This is a genomic window from Streptococcus sp. 3167, assembly GCF_013277175.1.
GTDB lineage: Bacteria > Bacillota > Bacilli > Lactobacillales > Streptococcaceae > Streptococcus > Streptococcus pseudopneumoniae.
In genome coordinates, this window is sequence record NZ_VMML01000061.1 from 1 (window position 1) to 18,337 (window position 18,337).

General features: G+C 42.3%; 24 protein-coding genes and 1 pseudogene. 15 read left to right on the forward strand and 10 right to left on the reverse strand.

Annotation, left to right across the window (positions count from 1 at the left end; all coding sequences use genetic code 11):
* Positions 1-199, reverse strand: a 199-nt coding sequence (locus HT678_RS08865) for a helix-turn-helix domain-containing protein (protein WP_172924861.1), incomplete at its 3' end; no start/stop codon positions are given.
* Positions 200-584: 385 nt separating this feature from the next.
* Here HT678_RS08865 and HT678_RS08870 point away from each other — a divergent pair.
* The 4 genes and pseudogenes from HT678_RS08870 (at position 585) to HT678_RS08885 (ending at position 4,225) form a co-directional block, all read left to right on the forward strand.
* Positions 585-1,778 (forward strand): O-antigen ligase, encoded by a 1,194-nt coding sequence (locus tag HT678_RS08870; protein WP_000835619.1) that lies wholly within the window; start codon positions 585-587, stop codon positions 1,776-1,778.
* 227 nt (positions 1,779-2,005) lie between these two features.
* Positions 2,006-2,420, forward strand: a pseudogene (locus tag HT678_RS11585) (transposase); the annotation flags it as partial.
* Between the two features lie 234 nt (positions 2,421-2,654).
* A complete protein-coding gene (locus tag HT678_RS08880; protein ID WP_000284389.1) occupies positions 2,655-3,446 on the forward strand; it encodes a DUF2785 domain-containing protein in 792 nt (263 codons plus the stop codon).
* A gap of 110 nt (positions 3,447-3,556) precedes the next feature.
* Positions 3,557-4,225 (forward strand): aquaporin, encoded by a 669-nt coding sequence (locus HT678_RS08885; protein WP_050208831.1) that lies wholly within the window; start codon positions 3,557-3,559, stop codon positions 4,223-4,225.
* Between the two features lie 172 nt (positions 4,226-4,397).
* Here the strand turns inward: HT678_RS08885 and queF are convergent, their stop codons facing one another.
* The 9 genes from queF to sstT form a co-directional block, all read right to left on the reverse strand.
* Positions 4,398-4,889 carry a preQ(1) synthase gene (gene queF / locus HT678_RS08890; RefSeq protein WP_023938863.1) on the reverse strand — a complete coding sequence of 164 codons (492 nt, stop codon included), beginning with the start codon at positions 4,887-4,889 and terminating at the stop codon, positions 4,398-4,400.
* Positions 4,890-4,907: 18 nt separating this feature from the next.
* On the reverse strand, positions 4,908-5,624 hold the full coding sequence (queE, locus tag HT678_RS08895) for a 7-carboxy-7-deazaguanine synthase QueE (protein WP_050223397.1): 717 nt from the start codon (positions 5,622-5,624) through the stop codon (positions 4,908-4,910).
* Complete coding sequence (gene queD / locus HT678_RS08900; protein ID WP_000464575.1) at positions 5,617-6,060, reverse strand: 6-carboxytetrahydropterin synthase QueD; 444 nt, start codon at positions 6,058-6,060, stop codon at positions 5,617-5,619. The genes queE and queD overlap by 8 nt, the downstream gene beginning before the upstream one ends.
* On the reverse strand, positions 6,060-6,713 hold the full coding sequence (queC, locus tag HT678_RS08905; protein ID WP_172924862.1) for a 7-cyano-7-deazaguanine synthase QueC: 654 nt from the start codon (positions 6,711-6,713) through the stop codon (positions 6,060-6,062). Before queC ends, queD begins: the two co-directional genes overlap by 1 nt.
* A 201-nt stretch (positions 6,714-6,914) precedes the next feature.
* A complete protein-coding gene (gene trxA, locus HT678_RS08910; RefSeq protein ID WP_001029581.1) occupies positions 6,915-7,229 on the reverse strand; it encodes a thioredoxin in 315 nt (104 codons plus the stop codon).
* 15 nt (positions 7,230-7,244) lie between these two features.
* Entirely contained in the window at positions 7,245-7,466 is a 222-nt protein-coding gene (locus tag HT678_RS08915) for a DUF4649 family protein (RefSeq protein WP_000570252.1), read from the reverse strand.
* Between the two features lie 97 nt (positions 7,467-7,563).
* Positions 7,564-7,944, reverse strand: coding sequence for a MarR family transcriptional regulator (locus HT678_RS08920; protein ID WP_000221629.1), 381 nt, complete (start codon positions 7,942-7,944; stop codon positions 7,564-7,566).
* A gap of 126 nt (positions 7,945-8,070) precedes the next feature.
* The gene (locus HT678_RS08925) at positions 8,071-9,039 is read right to left on the reverse strand and encodes an aromatic acid exporter family protein (RefSeq protein ID WP_050222175.1); all 969 of its coding nucleotides are present in this window, start codon (positions 9,037-9,039) and stop codon (positions 8,071-8,073) included.
* Between the two features lie 67 nt (positions 9,040-9,106).
* Positions 9,107-10,312, reverse strand: coding sequence for a serine/threonine transporter SstT (gene sstT, locus HT678_RS08930; protein WP_000821228.1), 1,206 nt, complete (start codon positions 10,310-10,312; stop codon positions 9,107-9,109).
* A gap of 138 nt (positions 10,313-10,450) precedes the next feature.
* Here sstT and HT678_RS08935 point away from each other — a divergent pair, with 138 nt between their 5' ends.
* From HT678_RS08935 to HT678_RS08985, 11 genes are all read left to right on the forward strand, one after another.
* Positions 10,451-11,011, forward strand: coding sequence for a mechanosensitive ion channel domain-containing protein (locus HT678_RS08935; protein ID WP_001168882.1), 561 nt, complete (start codon positions 10,451-10,453; stop codon positions 11,009-11,011).
* Between the two features lie 57 nt (positions 11,012-11,068).
* Positions 11,069-11,977 (forward strand): magnesium transporter CorA family protein, encoded by a 909-nt coding sequence (locus HT678_RS08940; protein ID WP_000242250.1) that lies wholly within the window; start codon positions 11,069-11,071, stop codon positions 11,975-11,977.
* A gap of 14 nt (positions 11,978-11,991) precedes the next feature.
* Complete coding sequence (locus HT678_RS08945) at positions 11,992-12,519, forward strand: YqeG family HAD IIIA-type phosphatase (protein WP_000963739.1); 528 nt, start codon at positions 11,992-11,994, stop codon at positions 12,517-12,519.
* Between the two features lie 2 nt (positions 12,520-12,521).
* Positions 12,522-13,628 carry a ribosome biogenesis GTPase YqeH gene (gene yqeH, locus HT678_RS08950; RefSeq protein WP_000391176.1) on the forward strand — a complete coding sequence of 369 codons (1,107 nt, stop codon included), beginning with the start codon at positions 12,522-12,524 and terminating at the stop codon, positions 13,626-13,628.
* A 212-nt stretch (positions 13,629-13,840) separates the two neighbouring features.
* Positions 13,841-14,152, forward strand: a complete 312-nt coding sequence (gene yhbY, locus HT678_RS08955) for a ribosome assembly RNA-binding protein YhbY (RefSeq protein WP_000060169.1) — start codon at positions 13,841-13,843, stop codon at positions 14,150-14,152.
* 51 nt (positions 14,153-14,203) lie between these two features.
* Complete coding sequence (locus HT678_RS08960) at positions 14,204-14,833, forward strand: nicotinate-nucleotide adenylyltransferase (protein WP_000151313.1); 630 nt, start codon at positions 14,204-14,206, stop codon at positions 14,831-14,833.
* On the forward strand, positions 14,833-15,426 hold the full coding sequence (gene yqeK / locus HT678_RS08965; RefSeq protein ID WP_000121671.1) for a bis(5'-nucleosyl)-tetraphosphatase (symmetrical) YqeK: 594 nt from the start codon (positions 14,833-14,835) through the stop codon (positions 15,424-15,426). The genes HT678_RS08960 and yqeK overlap by 1 nt, the downstream gene beginning before the upstream one ends.
* Positions 15,427-15,927, forward strand: a complete 501-nt coding sequence (locus HT678_RS08970; protein WP_000844709.1) for a cysteine hydrolase family protein — start codon at positions 15,427-15,429, stop codon at positions 15,925-15,927.
* A gap of 12 nt (positions 15,928-15,939) precedes the next feature.
* Entirely contained in the window at positions 15,940-16,293 is a 354-nt protein-coding gene (gene rsfS, locus HT678_RS08975) for a ribosome silencing factor (RefSeq protein ID WP_001002999.1), read from the forward strand.
* Between the two features lie 108 nt (positions 16,294-16,401).
* On the forward strand, positions 16,402-17,142 hold the full coding sequence (locus HT678_RS08980; RefSeq protein WP_000257066.1) for a class I SAM-dependent methyltransferase: 741 nt from the start codon (positions 16,402-16,404) through the stop codon (positions 17,140-17,142).
* Between the two features lie 9 nt (positions 17,143-17,151).
* Positions 17,152-18,249, forward strand: coding sequence for a nucleotidyltransferase (locus HT678_RS08985; RefSeq protein ID WP_000156344.1), 1,098 nt, complete (start codon positions 17,152-17,154; stop codon positions 18,247-18,249).
* The last annotated feature ends 88 nt before the right edge of the window (positions 18,250-18,337 follow it).

The following is an 18,337-nucleotide window of genomic DNA, read 5'->3' on the forward strand; positions in this document are numbered from 1 at the left end:
AATAAACCTCTTTAAAGCGTCCTTTTCCAAGACATTGTCGGACTGTCCCACGCTTGATTTCAGTATGGATAGTTTGAGGAGCTTTTCCAAGTAAAGAGGCGATTTCTCTATTTGATTTCCCTTCCTTTTTCCATCGTTCGATTAAGCGACGGCTATCGATTGTCAAATGTTTGGCTTTTGTAGTATAATGGTTTTGCATCTCTGTGCCTTTCTTGTGTTTGTGATTGAACAACAAGTATAACACAGAGGTGTTTTCTTATGCCTAGAAGAGCTTTCATTTGACAAGAGGAACCCTTGAAGCAGTTTTGTCAGCTAAACCAAGGCTAATCTTAGCCTTGGCTTGTCAGCCTAACAGCATCAAGCCTCTTATCAAATGAAATCGAGGGCTAGCTATCAGCTAGTTAAACCATCTAATTTTTAGGAGGGCTGGGTGGCTAACTTCATTATAGAACTTTCATATCACATTCGAATTACATTTTATTTTGGAAAACGTTTCCTTTGTTTTCAAATTGCTAAAAAAGTGGTACAATATAGGATAGCTTACTATTATCTGAATCAGCTGATTTGGAGAGAAAGGATTCATTTTGAAATCAATAGGCTTTATTGAAAAGCTGAAGGGGTTGTCTAGTAAAGAGCTGATTTTATTGGGAATTATCCTAAGTATCTTTTTACCCTTTTATCTTTTTGTAGTTGTACTCTGTTTATATATTATCAGTTTGATTTTTACAGGAGACATGAAAAGTATTCTTCAGAAAATGGGGGAGCATCCGATGCTGCTTCTTTTTCTTAGCTATAGTACTGTTATATCCATTCTTGCACAAAATTGGATGGGTCTTGTGGCTTCAGTAGGACTGTTTCTATTTACTATTTTCTTTTTGCACTATCAGTCGATTTTATCCCATAAATTCTTTCGATTGATTTTGCAGTTCGTCTTGTTTGGTAGTGTCTTGTCAGCTGCTTTTGCCAGTTTAGAACATTTCCAAATTGTGAAGAAATTTAACTATGCTTTTCTTTCACCCAATATGCAGGTGTGGCATCAAAACCGGGCAGAAGTGACCTTCTTTAATCCTAATTATTATGGAATTATTTGTTGTTTCTGTATTATGATTGCTTTCTATCTGTTTACAACGACCAAGTTGAATTGGTTGAAAGTATTCTGTGTGATTGCAGGCTTTGTTAATCTCTTTGGTTTGAACTTTACTCAAAATCGAACTGCCTTTCCTGCTATTATCGCTGGAGCAATTATCTATCTCTTTACGACTATTAAAAACTGGAAGGCCTTTTGGCTTAGTATTGGGGTCTTCGCGATTGGTTTGAGTTTCCTCTTTTCTAGTGATTTGGGAGTTCGAATGGGTACTTTAGACTCTTCTATGGAAGAACGCATTTCTATCTGGGATGCTGGGATGGCCTTGTTTAAGCAAAATCCTTTTTGGGGTGAAGGGCCATTGACCTATATGCACTCTTATCCTCGGATACATGCTCCTTATCATGAACATGCCCACAGTCTTTATATTGATACGATTCTGAGTTACGGAATTGTGGGTACCATTTTATTAGTTTTGTCTTCTGTTGCTCCTGTTCGCTTGATGATGGATATGAGTCAGGAGTCGGGGAAACGTCCGATTATCGGTCTTTATCTGTCTTTCCTTACAGTGGTTGCTGTGCATGGAATCTTTGACTTGGCCCTCTTCTGGATTCAGTCAGGTTTCATTTTCTTGCTAGTTATGTGCAGTGTTCCATTGGAGCATCGAACCTTGGTATCGGACATGACGGATTAAGTTTTATAAGATTGAAATCTTCTACCTTGGGTAGGAGATTTTTTATGCGATGGGCATGTTGTGTATCTGAGGTGTAAGTCCTCTGTAGAGATTCACTACCGGTGAATATAGTGAAATGAGATAAGAACAGGATGAATCAATCAGGACAGTCAAATAGATTTCTAACAATGTTTTAGAAGTAGAGGTGTACTATTCTAGTTTCAATCTATTATACAATAGCGCTCCCTCGTCCTTATGCAGGGGCTCCTAGAGGGGAGAAAGTCTATGAAAAGATTAGCGGACGTCGTTTTGAGCGAACTTCAATTGTTGCAGGACAAGTAGACGGAGAGTTTATAGCTCCCATGATTTACAAGAACAGCAGGACAAGCGATTTCTTTGGGGAGTGATTCAAAACGCAACTTCTACCTGCTTTGAAGACACCTCGTGTTATTATCATGGACAATGCTAGTTTTGATCCCAAGAACATTTTGGATGAACTCTGCATCCAAGATAAACACTTTTTCTTACCTCTACCGCCTTATTCACCAGATTTGAATCCTATTGAGCAAGCTTGGGCTATCTTGAAAAAAGAAAGTAACAGATTTATTAAGGGAAGTCCCAACTATTTTTGAATGTTTGGAACGCTTTTTTAAAACTAAATGACTATATAACTAGTTTTTCGCAATTTTTGAGACAGAAATGTGATTTTTGTGATAAAGTTCTATCATTACAAGTTCATTTGTGGTAATATGGAATAAATCATTTATGTATCCTTTCAGAAATGTGCTGTTTCTCTGAATATAAATGTCTTTTTCTCTTTAACTTAATTTTACAAATTGCTAAAGTCATTTAAGGACAGATTTTTGAACAGTTGCTAGAAATGTAGAGGTATTGACCATGTATCAAAAGTTACTTAGAAAAATAGCAGAAGAAAAACCAAGTTATAACCAGGAAGAAATCCAGTGGCTACTTGATCATTTGGGAGATCCTTCTCCAGAAATTCGTGATGACCTTGTTTTTACAAGCTTTGCTAGAGGGATTCAGGAAGAGCTATTTACACAGGAACAATTTCATTTCATTGCTGAAGGGATTTCATCTGATGGAGGGTTAGATAAAGATATTGATAAGGTAGGCCTGTCAACCCTTGAACGTTCTTTTAGGGCGCTTATTTATGCAAATCTCTTGTCTGCAGATGCCAACCAGCAATCGATTTTTTATCAGGAATTAAATGCAGGAATTCGTAATGTCCTTTTAAATCAAGGTTTGTATTATCTTTCAAAAGAAAAGGATACAACGGGTTTTTCAAGTCAGTATGGTTGGGTTCATGCTTTTGCACATGGAGCCGATTTACTGACAGAGGTGGTTTGTCATCCCAACTTTCCTAAAAACAGAGTTCATGAAGTATTTGATATACTTGGCCAACTATTTAAAAGAGTTTCGATTCGCTTTACAGATGATGAGGATTGGCGTTTAGCAAGAGTGATCTATGAACCTATTTTACAAGGGAAGTTAGCGCAAGAGCAAGTAGCTTCTTGGATAAAAGCTGTTGACTTTCCGATAGAAGAAAGAGAAGATTTTTATAAATTTTCCAACTTCAGATCCTGTCTGTTGGAAGTCTATGTCCAACTTGACCAGAGAAATAGTTTACAAGATGACTTGAAAGAAGCTATTCAATCTTTTCAATATTAGGTATTGCTAGTAGTTCTATGATTTTCAAGAAAATTTCCAATCAATTTTCTTGAAACCCTTTCCTACTTTTGATAGACTAGTATCTAGTTTTTGAAAAAAGGAGAAAGAAAATGAAAAAATTTGTTGCTGAGTTAATCGGTACGTTCATGCTTGTATTCGTCGGGACAGGAGCTGTTGTTTTTGGAAATGGTCTTGATGGCCTAGGTCACCTTGGAATCGCCTTTGCCTTTGGTTTGGCAATCGTGGTGGCAGCCTACTCAATCGGAACTGTTTCAGGTGCTCACTTGAACCCGGCTGTTTCGATTGCTATGTTTGTAAACAAACGTTTGTCATCTTCAGAACTTGTAAACTACATACTTGGTCAGGTTGTTGGAGCTTTCATCGCTTCTGGCGCAGTCTTCTTCCTCTTGGCTAACTCGGGTATGTCAACTGCTAGCCTTGGTGAAAATGCCTTGGCAAACGGTGTCACTATCTTTGGTGGTTTCTTGTTTGAAGTCATCGCAACTTTCTTGTTTGTCTTGGTTATCATGACTGTGACATCAGCAAGCAAGGGCAATGGCGCGATTGCTGGTTTGGTAATCGGTTTGTCATTGATGGCGATGATTCTTGTGGGCTTGAACATTACTGGGCTTTCAGTAAATCCAGCTCGTAGCTTGGCACCAGCTGTCTTGGTAGGTGGCGCAGCCCTTCAACAAGTTTGGATTTTCATCCTTGCACCAATCGTTGGTGGGGTTCTTGCAGCCCTCGTTGCAAAAAACTTCCTTGGAACAGAAGAATAATTGAAAAACAAAAAGCCTTGCTCCTCATCTAGAGGAACAGGGCTTTTTCGTATGATACTCTTCGAAAATCTCTTCAAACCACGTCAGCTTCCATCTGCAACCTCAAAGCAGTGATTTGAGCAACTTGCGGCTAGCTTCCTAGTTTGATTTTTGATTTTCATTGAGTATGAGTTTAGCGGTTGTCAATTTTCTCTGGATAAAGGTCGTGTTGGAAGAGGCGTTGTTCTGCCAAGCCTTCATACTTAGTTCCTGGCTTACCGTAATTGTAGTAGGGGTCAATTGAGATGCCACCGCGTGGAGTGAATTTTCCCCAAACCTCCAAATAGCGAGGGTCTAGCAAGTTGACCAAGTCTTTCCCGATGGTGTTGATACAGTTTTCGTGGAAATCTCCGTGGTTTCGGTAGCTAAAGAGGTAGAGTTTGAGGGATTTTGACTCAACACAGAGCTTGTCAGGAATGTAGGAAATATAGATAGTTGCAAAGTCTGGCTGAGCAGTGATTGGGCAAAGTGAGGTAAATTCAGGACAGTTAAATTTGATGAAATAGTCATTTTCCACATGACGATTGTCAAAGGATTCGAGGATTTCTGGTTGATATTCGAAAATGTAGTTGGTTTCTTTGTTGCCCAGTAGGCTTAGGTTTTTCATTTCTTCTTGTTGTGACATGATTTTTTCTTTCTAATCTTAAACTCCACGTTGGTTATCGTAGAGGAGGGTATGCAGTTGAGGAAGGACGCGGACATTGCCCCAGCTATCATCAGCGGCGATGCGTTCCCAAAGTTCTTTGAGTCGGTCTAGTTGGTCTTGGACAATATTGCCTGTGGCCTTGGGCTCAGGATTTCCTGCTGATAAGAAGAGAACATCTGGTTGGTAGCGCTCTTGTATGCCTCGGGCAAAGGCCAAATCTGCATCATCAAAGACAGGGATTTTAAAGGTGACCTTGTCTGGATCCAGTTGGGAAACGATAAAGTCCAAGGTCTCAAAGTTGACTTCCATCTTGGATGAAGGAGGTTTGGGACTGAGGGTGACCTGGTCGATGTCTTTTAACCAATTTTGCCAGCGGGAGCCTTGGGTCTCAACAGCCAGAGTGACACCACGTTCCTTGAGTTTGGTGACGAGTTCAGCCATGTTGGCTGCTAGGATAGCAGGATTTCCCCCAGATAGGGTTACATAGTCATAGCTCCCCAATTTATCCAAGGCAGCAATGACCTCGTCAGCTGTCATACGAGTTGGCTTTTCAGAGCCATCCCAAGTAAAGGCAGAATCGCACCAGTCGCAGTGATAGTCGCAACCAGCAGTGCGGACAAACATGGTTTTCTGCCCGATTGCACGGCCTTCGCCTTGAAAGGTTGGGCCGAAAATTTCCAGAACTGGTAGTTTGAGGACACGTTCCTTAGTCATCTAACCACTCCCGTCTAAACTCTGCAAAGGCAGTCGGAGTTTCATAGAGGCGAACATATTCCAAACGGAGACCGCGCTCGTCTGGCAACTCTTGGCTCATGGTTTGGAAAATCCAGTAGACCATATTTTCAGCAGTCGTGTTCATATAGGGAAGAGTCTCATTGAGATAGCGATGATCCAAGTGGGGCTCTAAGTAGTTCTTGTAGATCGCTTTGATGTCTCCGAAATCGTAGGTCATGCCACGTTCATCTAAAAATCCACTGACGGCAATCTGCAGATGATAGGTGTGACCATGAAGGGATTTGCATTTTCCCTCATAGTGAAAGAGGTGGTGGGCAGCATCAAAGGTAAATTCTTTTGATACCAAGGTTCTGTGAGGATTGTAGACAAGAGACTCTCCAGTTTCCTGTTTGATTTCTTTGGGTGCAAAAAACATTAGGCTTCTCCTTTCTGTGAGAGATAAACATCTAACCCATGTTGACGTAGGTGGCAGGCGGGGCAATCTTCACAGCCGCTCCCGATAATTCCGTTGTAGCAGGTTAAGGTCTTTTCACGAACATAGTCAAAGGCACCGAGTTGGTCGGCTAGCTCCCAAGTTTCAGCCTTGTCTAGCCACATAAGAGGTGTTTGGATAACGAAGTCGTAATCCATGGCAAGGTTGAGGGTAACATTAAGGGATTTGACAAAGACATCTCGACAATCGGGGTAGCCTGAGAAGTCTGTCTCGCAGACACCTGTCACGATATCTTTAATGCCTCGTTGCTTGGCAAGGACTGCCGCAAAGGATAGAAAGAGGTGGTTTCGACCGTCAACGAAGGTATTGGGAACTTCTCCCTCTTTTTGCTCAATCTCCATATCAAAGGTCAGCGCATTTTCAGTGATTTGCCCCAGCAGAGACATATCTAGGATGTGATGACGAATGCCCTGTTCCGTAGCGATTTCTCTGGCAACTTGAATTTCGAGATGGTGGCGTTGGCCATAGGCAAAGGTAACGGCTTCGACCGTTTCATAGTGTTCTTTAGCCCAGAAAAGGCAGGTTGTGGAATCTTGACCGCCACTAAAGACGACCAAGGCTGATTGACGTTTCATAGTACTCCTTCCAAAATGGGAAATGTTCAGAGCACGCAAAAAGCTCCCTTGAGGGAGCTAAAAAATACCAAGTCAAGGTTTTTTTTAGCGATGGCATGTCCCAAACATCGTAATATTCTACTTACAGTCTAGCATATTTTTTGAAAAATGGCAAAGGGCAAGAAAAAAGAGACCAAAGAAAGTACTTGGTCTCTCGTTTGATTAGCTCAATTCAGCAACGATGGCCTTGATTTGTTCTGCTGTGTGAACACCAGCAACTTGTTTGACAACTTGGCCGTCTTTTTTGAAGAGAAGAGTTGGAATAGACATGATTCCAAAAGCACGAGCTGTGTTTGGATTTTCATCAACGTCCATTTTAACGATTTTCAAGACATCTTCTGAAAGTTCTTCAGACAATTTGTCCAAGATTGGACCTTGCATACGACATGGACCACACCAAGTTGCCCAGAAGTCTACTAAGACCAAACCGTCTTTTGTTTCTTGTTCGAATGTTGCATCTGTAATTGCTTTTGCCATTGTATTTCTCCTTTTTTAGTTATATTGGCTTAAATCTTGTTTCTTGAGATAGAAGAAGATATCTCCATAAGTCCCATGGTAGTCCAAATCATGATCCTTATAAGTCAATTTTTGGACAGGGTAGTAGTCTGCGACGCCGATAATGCAAGCTTGTTGCGAACGATCAAAATCTTCATAGGATTCGAAAGTCACAGTTCTTTCGTTCTTACTGGCGTCTAGATAAGTAATTTCGATCATATAAAACTCCTTTGTTTAATCTTGACTTTATTTTACTCCTTGTAAAAGAGAATGTCAATAAAAATGATTGCGCACGCAACTTTTTTCTAAAATCATCTTAAATCAAGAAATCCAAACCTGCTTCCAAGCTTTCTTCGACAGCCTTTTGTAGCGAGGCCAGTGTCTTTTGCCCATCATTTGTCAGGCAGATAAAACTAGAGCGTCTATCTTGATGGCAGCACATGCGACTGAGTAGACCGCAATTTTTAGCTTCCAAGCGAGCCACCATCCTAGAAACTGCGCTCGGGCTCAGATGAAGCTTATCTGGCAGGTCAATCTGGCGTAGAGATTTTTCTTGGGCCAAGTCCAGATAGTAGAGCAGGTAGAACTCTTTCAAGGTCAGACTTTGCTCGCTCTGTTGGGCAATGGTCTCTTCCAGGAGACTTTCAATTTCTTTCTGACGCCGATTGAAGTCAAACCATTTTTCCAAATAGGTCATAGTGTCTCCTTTCTTTTTAGAGTCATAAATAGAAGAAAGTCCATTAACTGGCAGTCTCTGCGTCACAAGATGATTGCGCATGCAATAATTATACTACTTTTCAAGAATGCTGGCAAGTTCTGTTTTTTAGTGGTTTTCTTTTTTACTGTCCATATTTTTGTAAAAATCAACTTTTACTTGGATGAAGGTTTTGGCTTCACGTAGGAGTTGAAGAAGGGTAGCGCGGGTTTCAAATTCTTCTCTTGTCTTGGGCAGACTGCGGTTGCGGAAGACTTCCAGATAGCGTTCGATTTCATCTAGCAAATCAGAAGCAGGATTGGTCTGGCTCAGTTGACCTGCAATTTTTGAAAAGAGTTGAGCCAAAATCAGGCTCTCACTGGCAGCTAGGTGACAGGTGTTGATTTGCTGGGCCATGTTTCGCAGGATACGACTTTGTAGCTGTCTCATCTCAAAGTAGTGAATATGGTAATCAGTCTGGTGAAAGAGGTGGTCTGAGTGATCCAAATAGACCAGTCTGAGGACTTCTTCCAAAAGGGTGTCCAATTCTTCCACCAGCTGTGCTCGGTTGCGTCCATCCCCTCTGGATAAATAATATTTGAAACGCTGGAGGATATCTTTTAACTTTTCTTCCACCAGCGTGTGGTAGTGCTGGATTTCCTCTTCTCGTGAAGGCATGTAGAGATTGACCAGTAAGGCAAATCCTGTACCGATAGCAAAGAGAAGGAATTCATTGACTAGAAGGTCTGGAGAGGTTGATTTTTGCACCAAGAGATGGCTAACCAACACGCTACTTGGTGTGATGCCAATTTCCCAGCCCATCTTATAGGCCAGGGGAACATAGAGGGCTAGATAGAGGCCGAGGCTCCAGATATGAAATCCGCTCAGGTGAAAAGCTAGAACACCGATAGCCAGAGCTAGGAGCATGGAAAAGAGTCGATTGCGAGCCAGTTTTAAAGTACTTCTACGCGTATCAGATAGGCTCAAGAGAGCGATAATTCCAGCCGAAATTGCTGAGGAAAGATTGAGAAAATAAGCAAGAAAACAGGCAAGACAGGTAGCTAAGATGAGCTTGGTCGTACGTTGGCTAATAGACATAAGAGTTTCCTAATAAGTTAGAATAAAAGCGTAAAAGACAAGACCTGAGCAGGCTTGTCTTTATGAGTTATTTTTTACGGGCTGCTGCGTATTCGGCAACGGCAGTAAAGAGGACGTCTGTAGAAGAGTTAAGGGCTGTTTCACATGAGTCTTGGATGACCCCAATCACAAATCCAACCCCAACAACTTGCATGGCAATATCGTTAGAAATACCGAAAAGGCTACAAGCAACTGGGATAAGAAGGAGGGAACCTCCCGCAATACCAGAAGCACCGCAGGCTGAGATAGCTGCTACCACACTGAGGACAAAGGCTGTGGCAAAGTCAACAGGGATTCCAAGAGTGTTTACCGCAGCAAGGGTCAAAACGTTAATGGTAATCGCTGCTCCAGCCATGTTGATAGTAGAGCCAAGTGGGATAGAAACAGAATAGGTATCTGGGTTGAGTCCAAGGTCATGGCAGAGTTTCATGTTGACAGGAATGTTAGCCGCAGAACTACGAGTGAAGAAGGCTGTCACACCGCTGACACGGAGGCAGTTCCAAACTAGAGGGTAAGGGTTGCGTCTCATAAAGAAGAAGGCAATCAAAGGGTTGACCACAAGGGCAACAAAAAGCATAGTCGTTACTAATAGAACCAATAAAATACCGTAGTTGGCAAGGCTTCCGATTCCCTTGTCAGAAATGGTTTTAAAAACAAGACCAAGGATTCCAAATGGAGCCAGATTGATAATCCATTCGACAATTTTAGAAGTCACGTCAGCGATAGTTTTTAGTAATTCTTTACTATTTTTGCTGGCCTCTCTCATAGCAATTCCAAAAATGACTGCCCAAGATAAGATTCCAATATAGTTAGCAGTAAGCAGGGCGTTGACTGGATTGTCAACCAGTTTGAGCAAGAGGTTGCTGAGGACCTGTCCAATCCCATCTGGTGGAGCAATATCGGTATTAGCACTATTTAGGGTGATTTCAATAGGGACGATGAAACTTGCTAGTACAGCTACAAGAGCAGCGGCAAAAGTTCCTAGGATATACAAGAAAACAACAGTTTTCATATTGCTATCTTGTCCCTTTTGATGTTGGGAAAGGGCATTAGCAACGAGAGCAAAGACTAGGATAGGAGCAACAGCTTTTAGACCTCCAACGAATAAATCCCCGAGTAGCCCAATTCCTGAGAGATTAGGAAGGGTCAGTCCTAGAATTCCCCCACAAAGCATACCAATCAAGATACGCTTGACAAGGCTTGCCTTGTTCCAAGCATGAATGATTCTTTTCATAATAATCTCCTTTCTGTGTAGTGATTATGATTATAGTATAAACGATAGACAAAATCAAGAATTTTCTGTCTATTTTTTGAATATTTATGGATAATGAGACTGATGAAAATATGGTATAATGAAATAAAGGAGTTTTATATGCAAAAATTTATTCAAGCTTATATTGAAAAGCTAGATGTGACAACCATTATCGAAAATATTCTAACCAAGGTCATTTCTCTTTTACTGCTTTTGATTGTATTTTATATTGCTAAAAAAATGCTTCATACCATGGTGCAGAGAATTGCCAAACCTTCTCTAAAAATGTCTCATCATGATGTCGGGCGCCAGAAAACCATCTCACGTTTGTTAGAAAATGTGTTTAATTATACGTCATATTTCTTTTTACTCTACTGTATTTTATCGATTTTAGGCTTACCTGTATCTAGCTTGCTGGCTGGGGCTGGAATCGCTGGGGTGGCGATTGGGATGGGAGCCCAAGGTTTTCTGTCTGATGTCATCAATGGCTTTTTCATCCTTTTTGAACGTCAACTGGATGTGGGAGATGAGGTTGTTCTGACCAACGGCCCCATTACTGTATCGGGTAAGGTTGTCAGTGTGGGAATTCGTACGACACAGCTTCGTAGCGAGGAGCAAGCTCTTCACTTTGTTCCGAACCGAAATATCACGGTTGTTAGCAATTTCTCACGCACGGACTAGACCTGTTATTTTAAGTAATTTGTGGTACAATAGAGGGAGTTTAATAAAGGAGAAAAGATGGTTTTAGAAAAGCAGTTGGGCAATGGTTGTACCTGGATAGACCTAGACCTCGGAAAGTTGAATAAACTAGAAGACCTTTCTGAAATCTACGGCTTGGACAAGGAAACCATTGAGTACGCACTGGATAGGAATGAGCGTGCCCACATGGACTACCACCGTGAAAGTGGGACGGTTACCTTTATCTATAATGTCCTAGATGTGAAAAAGGACAAGGCCTACTATGAGACTTTTCCCATGACCTTTATCGTGGAGCATCGTCGCCTGATTACCATTAGTAATACCAAGAACGCCTATGTCATTGAACAAATGACCCGTTATCTGGAGAGTCATGACACGCTTTCGATCTACAAGTTTCTCTTTGCCAGTCTGGAAATCATCAGCAATGCCTACTACCCTGTCATCGAGCAGATGGATAAGAGTAAGGACGAGGTCAATGGTCTCTTGCGTCAGCGAACAACTAAGAAAAATCTTTTTGCCCTTTCCGACTTGGAGACGGGTATGGTTTATCTTACTGCGGCTGCTAAACAAAATCGGATTTTGTTGGAGCATATTCAAGGTCATGCCTTGTATCGTAGTTTTGATGAGATTGAGAGAGAACAGTTTGATGATGCCATGATTGAGGCTCATCAGCTGGTATCCATGACAGACCTAATCTCTCAGATTTTACAGCAACTTTCAGCCTCTTACAACAATATTCTAAACAATAATCTGAATGATAATTTGACAACCTTGACTATCATTTCAGTCTTGCTAGCTGTTTTGGCAGTCGTGACAGGCTTTTTCGGAATGAATGTTCCCCTACCTCTAACAGATGAGCCCCATGCTTGGCTCTACATCAGTATAGCTAGTGCAGGGTTATGGATTGTTTTATCCTTGTTACTAAGGAAAATTGCGAAAAAAAGTTAAGAAAAGGAGCCAGAATGGCGATTGAAAACTACATGCCAGATTTTGCTGTGGAAGCAGTCTATGATCTGACAGTCCCAAGCCTGCAGGCGCAGGGAATCAAGGCTGTTTTGGTCGATTTGGACAATACCCTTATTGCTTGGAACAACCCTGACGGGACACCAGAGATGAAGCAATGGCTACATGACCTTCGGGACGCGGGCATTCGCATTATCGTAGTGTCAAATAACACCAAAAAACGCGTCCAACGAGCAGTTGAGAAGTTTGAGATTGACTACGTTTATTGGGCTCTAAAGCCCTTCACATTTGGGATTGACCGTGCCATGAAGGAATTTCACTATGAGAAAAGCGAAGTGGTCATGGTTGGCGACCAGCTCATGACAGATATACGAGCAGCCCACCGTGCAGGCATTCGCTCGATTTTAGTCAAACCCTTGGTCCAACATGACTCGATTAAAACGCAGATTAACCGAGCTCGTGAGCGTCGTGTGATGCGAAAAATCACTGAAATGTACGGACCGATTACATATAAAAAAGGAATTTAACTATGGAAGAAATTCTCTGTATTGGTTGTGGAGCAACCATTCAGACGACAGATAAGGCTGGTCTGGGTTTTACCCCTCAGTCGGCACTTGAAAAAGGATTGGAGACTGGCGAAATCTATTGCCAACGCTGTTTCCGTCTCCGCCACTACAATGAAATCACGGATGTTCAATTGACAGACGATGATTTCCTAAAACTCTTGCACGAGGTAGGAGACAGTGATGCCCTGGTGGTTAATGTCGTTGATATCTTTGACTTTAATGGCTCTGTCATCCCAGGCTTGCCACGTTTTGTCTCGGGCAATGATGTCCTCCTGGTTGGAAATAAAAAAGATATCTTGCCCAAGTCTGTTAAACCAGGCAAGATTAGCCAGTGGCTCATGGAACGTGCCCACGAAGAAGGTCTCCGTCCAGTTGATGTCGTCCTAACTTCAGCCCAAAACAAGCATGCCATTAAGGAAGTCATTGACAAGATTGAACACTACCGTAAGGGCCGTGATGTCTATGTCGTTGGGGTAACTAACGTTGGAAAATCAACCCTAATCAATGCTATTATCCAAGAAATCACGGGTGACCAGAATGTCATTACGACTTCGCGCTTCCCAGGAACAACCTTGGACAAGATCGAGATTCCGCTTGACGACGGATCTTATATCTACGATACGCCGGGGATTATCCACCGTCACCAGATGGCTCACTATTTGACGGCTAAAAACCTCAAGTATGTTAGTCCTAAAAAGGAAATCAAGCCTAAAACCTATCAGCTCAATCCTGAACAAACCCTGTTTTTAGGTGGTCTCGGACGCTTTGATTTCATTGCGGGTGAAAAGCAAGGATTCACAGCCTTCTTTGACAATGAATTGAAACTCCACCGTACTAAGCTTGAAGGTGCTAGTGCCTTTTACGACAAGCATCTTGGAACCCTTTTAACCCCACCAAATAGCAAGGAAAAAGAAGATTTTCCAAAATTGGTCCAACATGTCTTTAATATCAAGGACAAAACTGACCTAGTCATCTCAGGACTCGGCTGGATCCGCGTAACAGGCACTGCCAAAGTCGCCGTCTGGGCACCAGAAGGCGTCGCAGTCGTCATACGAAAAGCAATTATTTAAACACAGAAAGGAAAGGGTTGTCTTTATTAAGGCGAGCGTTGCGAGCCCGTAGAGAATACTTTTCGCCGTGGTGTCAGTTGGTACAAGTGATTGTACCAACTGCGGGAAATTTGAGACCATAGGCTCAAATTTTAGTCATGAAAGCCCGAAGGACTTTGCTAACGTCCGCCACCACTTTAGAAAAGTATAAAAAGAAACTCTTTTAAGAAATTATGTCATTAACATCAAAACAACGTGCCTTCCTCAACAGTCAGGCACACACCCTCAAACCCATCATCCAAATTGGAAAAAATGGTCTCAACGACCAAATCAAAACCAGCGTTCGTCAAGCACTTGATGCACGCGAATTGATTAAAGTAACGCTCTTGCAAAATACAGATGAAAATATCCACGAAGTAGCTGAAATTTTGGAAGAAGAAATCGGTGTGGATACAGTCCAAAAAATCGGACGCATCTTGATTTTGTTTAAACAATCTAGCAAGAAAGAAAATCGCAAGATTTCTAAGAAAGTCAAAGAAATCTAAGACCGAAACTCCAAATAACTGTTTTTATAGAGAAATAAAGGGGACTAGCCTATGACAATCGAACTATTGACTCCCTTTACCAAGGTAGAGTTGGAGCCAGAAATCAAGGAGAAAAAACGCAAACAAGTTGGGATTTTAGGGGGGAATTTTAACCCTGTTCACAATGCCCATCTCATTGTTGCGGATCAAGTACGGCAACAGTTGGGACTGGATCAAGTTCTTCTCATGCCTGAATACCAACCTCCTCACGTTGATAAAAAGGAAACCATCCCTGAACACCATCGTCTCAAGATGCTTGAGTTGGCAATTGAGGGAATTGACGGCCTAGTCATTGAAACCATTGAGTTGGAGCGCAAGGGTATTTCCTACACCTACGACACCATGAAGATTTTGACAGAGAAGAATCCAGATACGGATTATTACTTTATCATCGGTGCCGACATGGTTGACTATCTGCCTAAGTGGTACCGAATTGATGAACTGGTTGACATGGTTCAGTTTGTGGGGGTTCAGCGTCCACGCTACAAGGTAGGGACTTCCTATCCAGTTATCTGGGTGGACGTACCGCTCATGGATATCTCGTCCAGCATGGTGCGGGACTTCCTTGCCCAAGGTCGGAAACCCAACTTTCTCCTACCTCAGCCAGTGCTAGACTACATCGAGAAGGAGGGGCTCTACTGATGTCCTATCAAGACTATATCAACTGCTCCCGTGAGGCCTTGTTGGAAAAAATGGTAGAGTTTCTACCTGAAAAACGCTTAACCCATTGCTTGGGTGTGGAGCGTGCCGCTATGGAATTAGCTCAGCGCTTTGGTGTAGATGTTGAGAAAGCAAGTCTAGCAGGTCTTCTTCATGACTATGCTAAAAAGTTGTCAGATCAGGAATTTCTAGCCTTGATTGACCGTTACCAGCTAGACCCTGACCTCAAAAACTGGGGCAATAATGTCTGGCATGGTATGGTCGGAATTTACAAAATTCAGGAAGATTTGGATTTGCATGATTCTGAAATTCTGCGAGCCATTGAAATTCATACAGTCGGAGCTGGTCAAATGACAGACCTAGATAAGGTCATCTACGTCGCAGACTATATCGAGCACAATCGAGCCTTTCCTGGAGTAGATGTGGCGCGTGAGATTGCAAGTCTATCGCTCAATAAGGCGGTGGCCTACGAAACAGCTCGTACCGTGGAGTATCTAGCTCATCAGGGATTCCCCATCTATCCCCAAACCCTTGAAACCTATAACGCCTTTGTGCACTATTTGAAAGAGGACTAAATGAAGACGGCTTTTATAATCATTGATGTTCAGAATGTTTTAGTAGAAACTGGGTTCCAGACAAAAAGTCTATTGGAAAAAATTTCTTATTTACAAAACCAGGCTAGAAGCAAGAATATTGAAATTATCTATGTTCAACATATTGAGAACTCTGAAGCTCAAACATCAGAAGATTGGCAGTTATCTGCGCTTTTAAATCGAAAACCTGCTGAAAAGGTCTTTCAGAAGAAATATAACAGTATTTTCAAAGAAACTGGCTTAAAAAAATACTTGGATAAGCAGGGGATTGAAAAATTAGTTTTATGTGGTATGCAGACAGAATATTGTGTGGATACCTCTGTCAAGGTTGCCTTTGAATATGGCTATCAGCTTATTGTTCCAGAAGGTGCTGTCACAACCTTTGATGGGGATGACATTCCAGCAGAAACGATTAATGAATTTTATGAGGACATTTGGGAGGAGCGCTTTGCAGATGTTCTAGATTACAAACATATTTTCTAAAAAGAGGATTAAATGAACGAAAAAGAATTACTAGAACTAGTCGTGAAAGCGGCTGATGAGAAACGTGCGGAGGATATCCTCGCACTTGATGTACAAGATTTGACTAGTGTGACGGACTACTTTGTCATCACTAGCTCAATGAATAGCCGTCAGTTGGACGCTATCGCAGCTAATATCCGTGAAAAAGTAGCTCAAGCAGGCTTTAAAGGTAGCCATGTCGAAGGCGATGCAGCTGGAGGCTGGGTCTTACTGGACATCGGTGCTGTTGTCGTGCATATCTTTTCAGAAGAAATGCGTGCCCATTATAATCTAGAGAAGCTATGGCATGAGGCGAATTCAGTAGATATTTCAGAAGCTCTTGCTTAGAAGATGAACTCAGTTGTAGTCAACTGGGTTTCTTTGCTTATTTTAGAAAAATTGATAGAAAGGTAAAGGGCTAGTGGTGTTTACCATGGAGCTCTTAGTATCATGATTATGGCGACTTATGAAACCTTTGCGGCGGTCTATGATGCGGTCATGGACGATAGTTTATACGACAAATGGACGAATTTTTCTCTGCGTCATTTGCCTAAGACCAAGGAGAGAAAGAAACTCTTGGAATTGGCTTGTGGGACAGGAATTCAATCAGTGCGCTTCTCTCAGGCTGGTTTTGATGTGACTGGACTTGACTTGAGTGCGGATATGTTGAAGATTGCGGAGAAGAGAGCAACTTCAGCCAAGCAAAAGATTGCTTTTATAGAAGGTAATATGCTGAATTTGTCCAAGGCAGGGAAATACGATTTTGTCACGTGTTATTCGGACTCTATCTGCTATATGCAGGATGAGGTGGAAGTAGGGGACGTCTTTAAGGACGTGTACAATGCGCTGAATGAAGAGGGAGTTTTCATCTTTGACGTGCACTCGACCTACCAGACAGATGAAGTATTCCCTGGCTATTCCTACCATGAAAATGCGGAAGATTTTGCCATGCTTTGGGATACATATGAGGACGAAGCTCCTCACTCCATCGTGCATGAGCTGACTTTCTTTATCAAGGAGGCTGACGGTTCCTTTAGTCGCCACGATGAAGTACATGAGGAGAGGACTTATGAGATCTTGACCTATGATATCTTGCTGGAACAGGCTGGATTCAAGTCCTTCAAACTCTATGCAGACTTTGAGGATAAGGAACCAACAGAAACTAGCACCCGTTGGTTTTTTGTGGCGCAGAAGTAGGAGAACATCATGACCATCACAGGTATTATCGCAGAGTTCAATCCTTTTCATAATGGCCATAAATACCTGCTGGATCAGGCAGAGGGACTGAAAATTGTTGCCATGTCAGGGAATTTCATGCAGCGTGGAGAGCCTGCTATTGTGGATAAGTGGACAAGGGCCCAGATGGCGCTGGAAAATGGCGCAGACTTGGTAGTGGAATTGCCCTTTTTAGTCAGTGTTCAGGCAGCTGATTTCTTTGGTCAAGGAGCTGTGGATATCTTGGATCGCTTGGGCATTGATAGTCTAGTTTTTGGGACAGAGGAAGTTCGAGATTATCAGAAAATCGCTGACTTATACACAGAGAAAGGTGCTGAGATGGAGAAATTTGTGGAAAATCTGCCTGATTCCCTTTCCTATCCCCAGAAAACCCAATCTATGTGGAAGGAATTTGCTGGTCTTGATTTTTCAGGTAATACCCCCAATCATGTTCTTGCTCTGGCCTATGCAAAGGCGGTTGCAGGACGAAATATCAAGCTGCATACGATTCAGCGTCAGGGGGCAGGTTACCATTCTGTGAATAAAGATGTGGACTTTGCCTCGGCGACAGCCCTCCGTCAACATCAGAAGGACCAAGATTTCTTAGAACGCTTTATGCCTTCTGTTGCCCTATTTGAGCAGGCCAGTAAGGTGATCTGGGAAGACTATTTTCCCTTGCTCCGCTATCAAATCTTGTCAAATCCCGACCTAACCACCATCTATCAGGTCAATCAAGAAATGGCTGTGCGCATTAAAGAAGCTATTAAACCAGCCCAGTCTGTAGAAGAGTTGGTCGAGGCGGTTGCGACCAAACGTTACACCAAGGCGCGTGTCAGACGCCTATTGACCTATATTTTGGTGCAGGCTAGAGAAAATGTCTTGCCAGAAGCCATTCATGTCCTTGGATTTACTGAAAAAGGCAGGCAACATCTCAAGTCTCTGAAAGGACAGGTCAATCTAGTCAGCCGAATTGGCAAAGAACCTTGGGATGCTATGACCCAAAAAGCAGACCAGATTTACCAACTAGGAAAGCCAAGTATAGCAGAGCAAAATTTTGGAAGAGTGCCGATTAGAATAGAAACAAGCTAAGTCTACCGAAAGGTAGGCTTTTTGAGATTTTTTACGAATAATACTCTTCGAAAATCAAATTCAAATCGCGTCAACGTCGCCTTGCCGT

Bases quoted from the DNA above. Each gene is read 5' to 3' on its own strand.
- HT678_RS08880 (WP_000284389.1), top strand. From the start codon at position 2,655: ATGTATCAAAAGTTACTTAGAAAAATAGCAGAAGAAAAACCAAGTTAT.
- HT678_RS08885 (WP_050208831.1), top strand. From the start codon at position 3,557: ATGAAAAAATTTGTTGCTGAGTTAATCGGTACGTTCATGCTTGTATTC.
- queF (WP_023938863.1), bottom strand. From the start codon at position 4,889: ATGTCACAACAAGAAGAAATGAAAAACCTAAGCCTACTGGGCAACAAA.
- queE (WP_050223397.1), bottom strand. From the start codon at position 5,624: ATGACTAAGGAACGTGTCCTCAAACTACCAGTTCTGGAAATTTTCGGC.
- queD (WP_000464575.1), bottom strand. From the start codon at position 6,060: ATGTTTTTTGCACCCAAAGAAATCAAACAGGAAACTGGAGAGTCTCTT.
- queC (WP_172924862.1), bottom strand. From the start codon at position 6,713: ATGAAACGTCAATCAGCCTTGGTCGTCTTTAGTGGCGGTCAAGATTCC.
- trxA (WP_001029581.1), bottom strand. From the start codon at position 7,229: ATGGCAAAAGCAATTACAGATGCAACATTCGAACAAGAAACAAAAGAC.
- HT678_RS08915 (WP_000570252.1), bottom strand. From the start codon at position 7,466: ATGATCGAAATTACTTATCTAGACGCCAGTAAGAACGAAAGAACTGTG.
- HT678_RS08920 (WP_000221629.1), bottom strand. From the start codon at position 7,944: ATGACCTATTTGGAAAAATGGTTTGACTTCAATCGGCGTCAGAAAGAA.
- HT678_RS08925 (WP_050222175.1), bottom strand. From the start codon at position 9,039: ATGTCTATTAGCCAACGTACGACCAAGCTCATCTTAGCTACCTGTCTT.
- sstT (WP_000821228.1), bottom strand. From the start codon at position 10,312: ATGAAAAGAATCATTCATGCTTGGAACAAGGCAAGCCTTGTCAAGCGT.
- HT678_RS08935 (WP_001168882.1), top strand. From the start codon at position 10,451: ATGCAAAAATTTATTCAAGCTTATATTGAAAAGCTAGATGTGACAACC.
- HT678_RS08940 (WP_000242250.1), top strand. From the start codon at position 11,069: ATGGTTTTAGAAAAGCAGTTGGGCAATGGTTGTACCTGGATAGACCTA.
- HT678_RS08945 (WP_000963739.1), top strand. From the start codon at position 11,992: ATGGCGATTGAAAACTACATGCCAGATTTTGCTGTGGAAGCAGTCTAT.
- yqeH (WP_000391176.1), top strand. From the start codon at position 12,522: ATGGAAGAAATTCTCTGTATTGGTTGTGGAGCAACCATTCAGACGACA.
- yhbY (WP_000060169.1), top strand. From the start codon at position 13,841: ATGTCATTAACATCAAAACAACGTGCCTTCCTCAACAGTCAGGCACAC.
- HT678_RS08960 (WP_000151313.1), top strand. From the start codon at position 14,204: ATGACAATCGAACTATTGACTCCCTTTACCAAGGTAGAGTTGGAGCCA.
- yqeK (WP_000121671.1), top strand. From the start codon at position 14,833: ATGTCCTATCAAGACTATATCAACTGCTCCCGTGAGGCCTTGTTGGAA.
- HT678_RS08970 (WP_000844709.1), top strand. From the start codon at position 15,427: ATGAAGACGGCTTTTATAATCATTGATGTTCAGAATGTTTTAGTAGAA.
- rsfS (WP_001002999.1), top strand. From the start codon at position 15,940: ATGAACGAAAAAGAATTACTAGAACTAGTCGTGAAAGCGGCTGATGAG.
- HT678_RS08980 (WP_000257066.1), top strand. From the start codon at position 16,402: ATGGCGACTTATGAAACCTTTGCGGCGGTCTATGATGCGGTCATGGAC.
- HT678_RS08985 (WP_000156344.1), top strand. From the start codon at position 17,152: ATGACCATCACAGGTATTATCGCAGAGTTCAATCCTTTTCATAATGGC.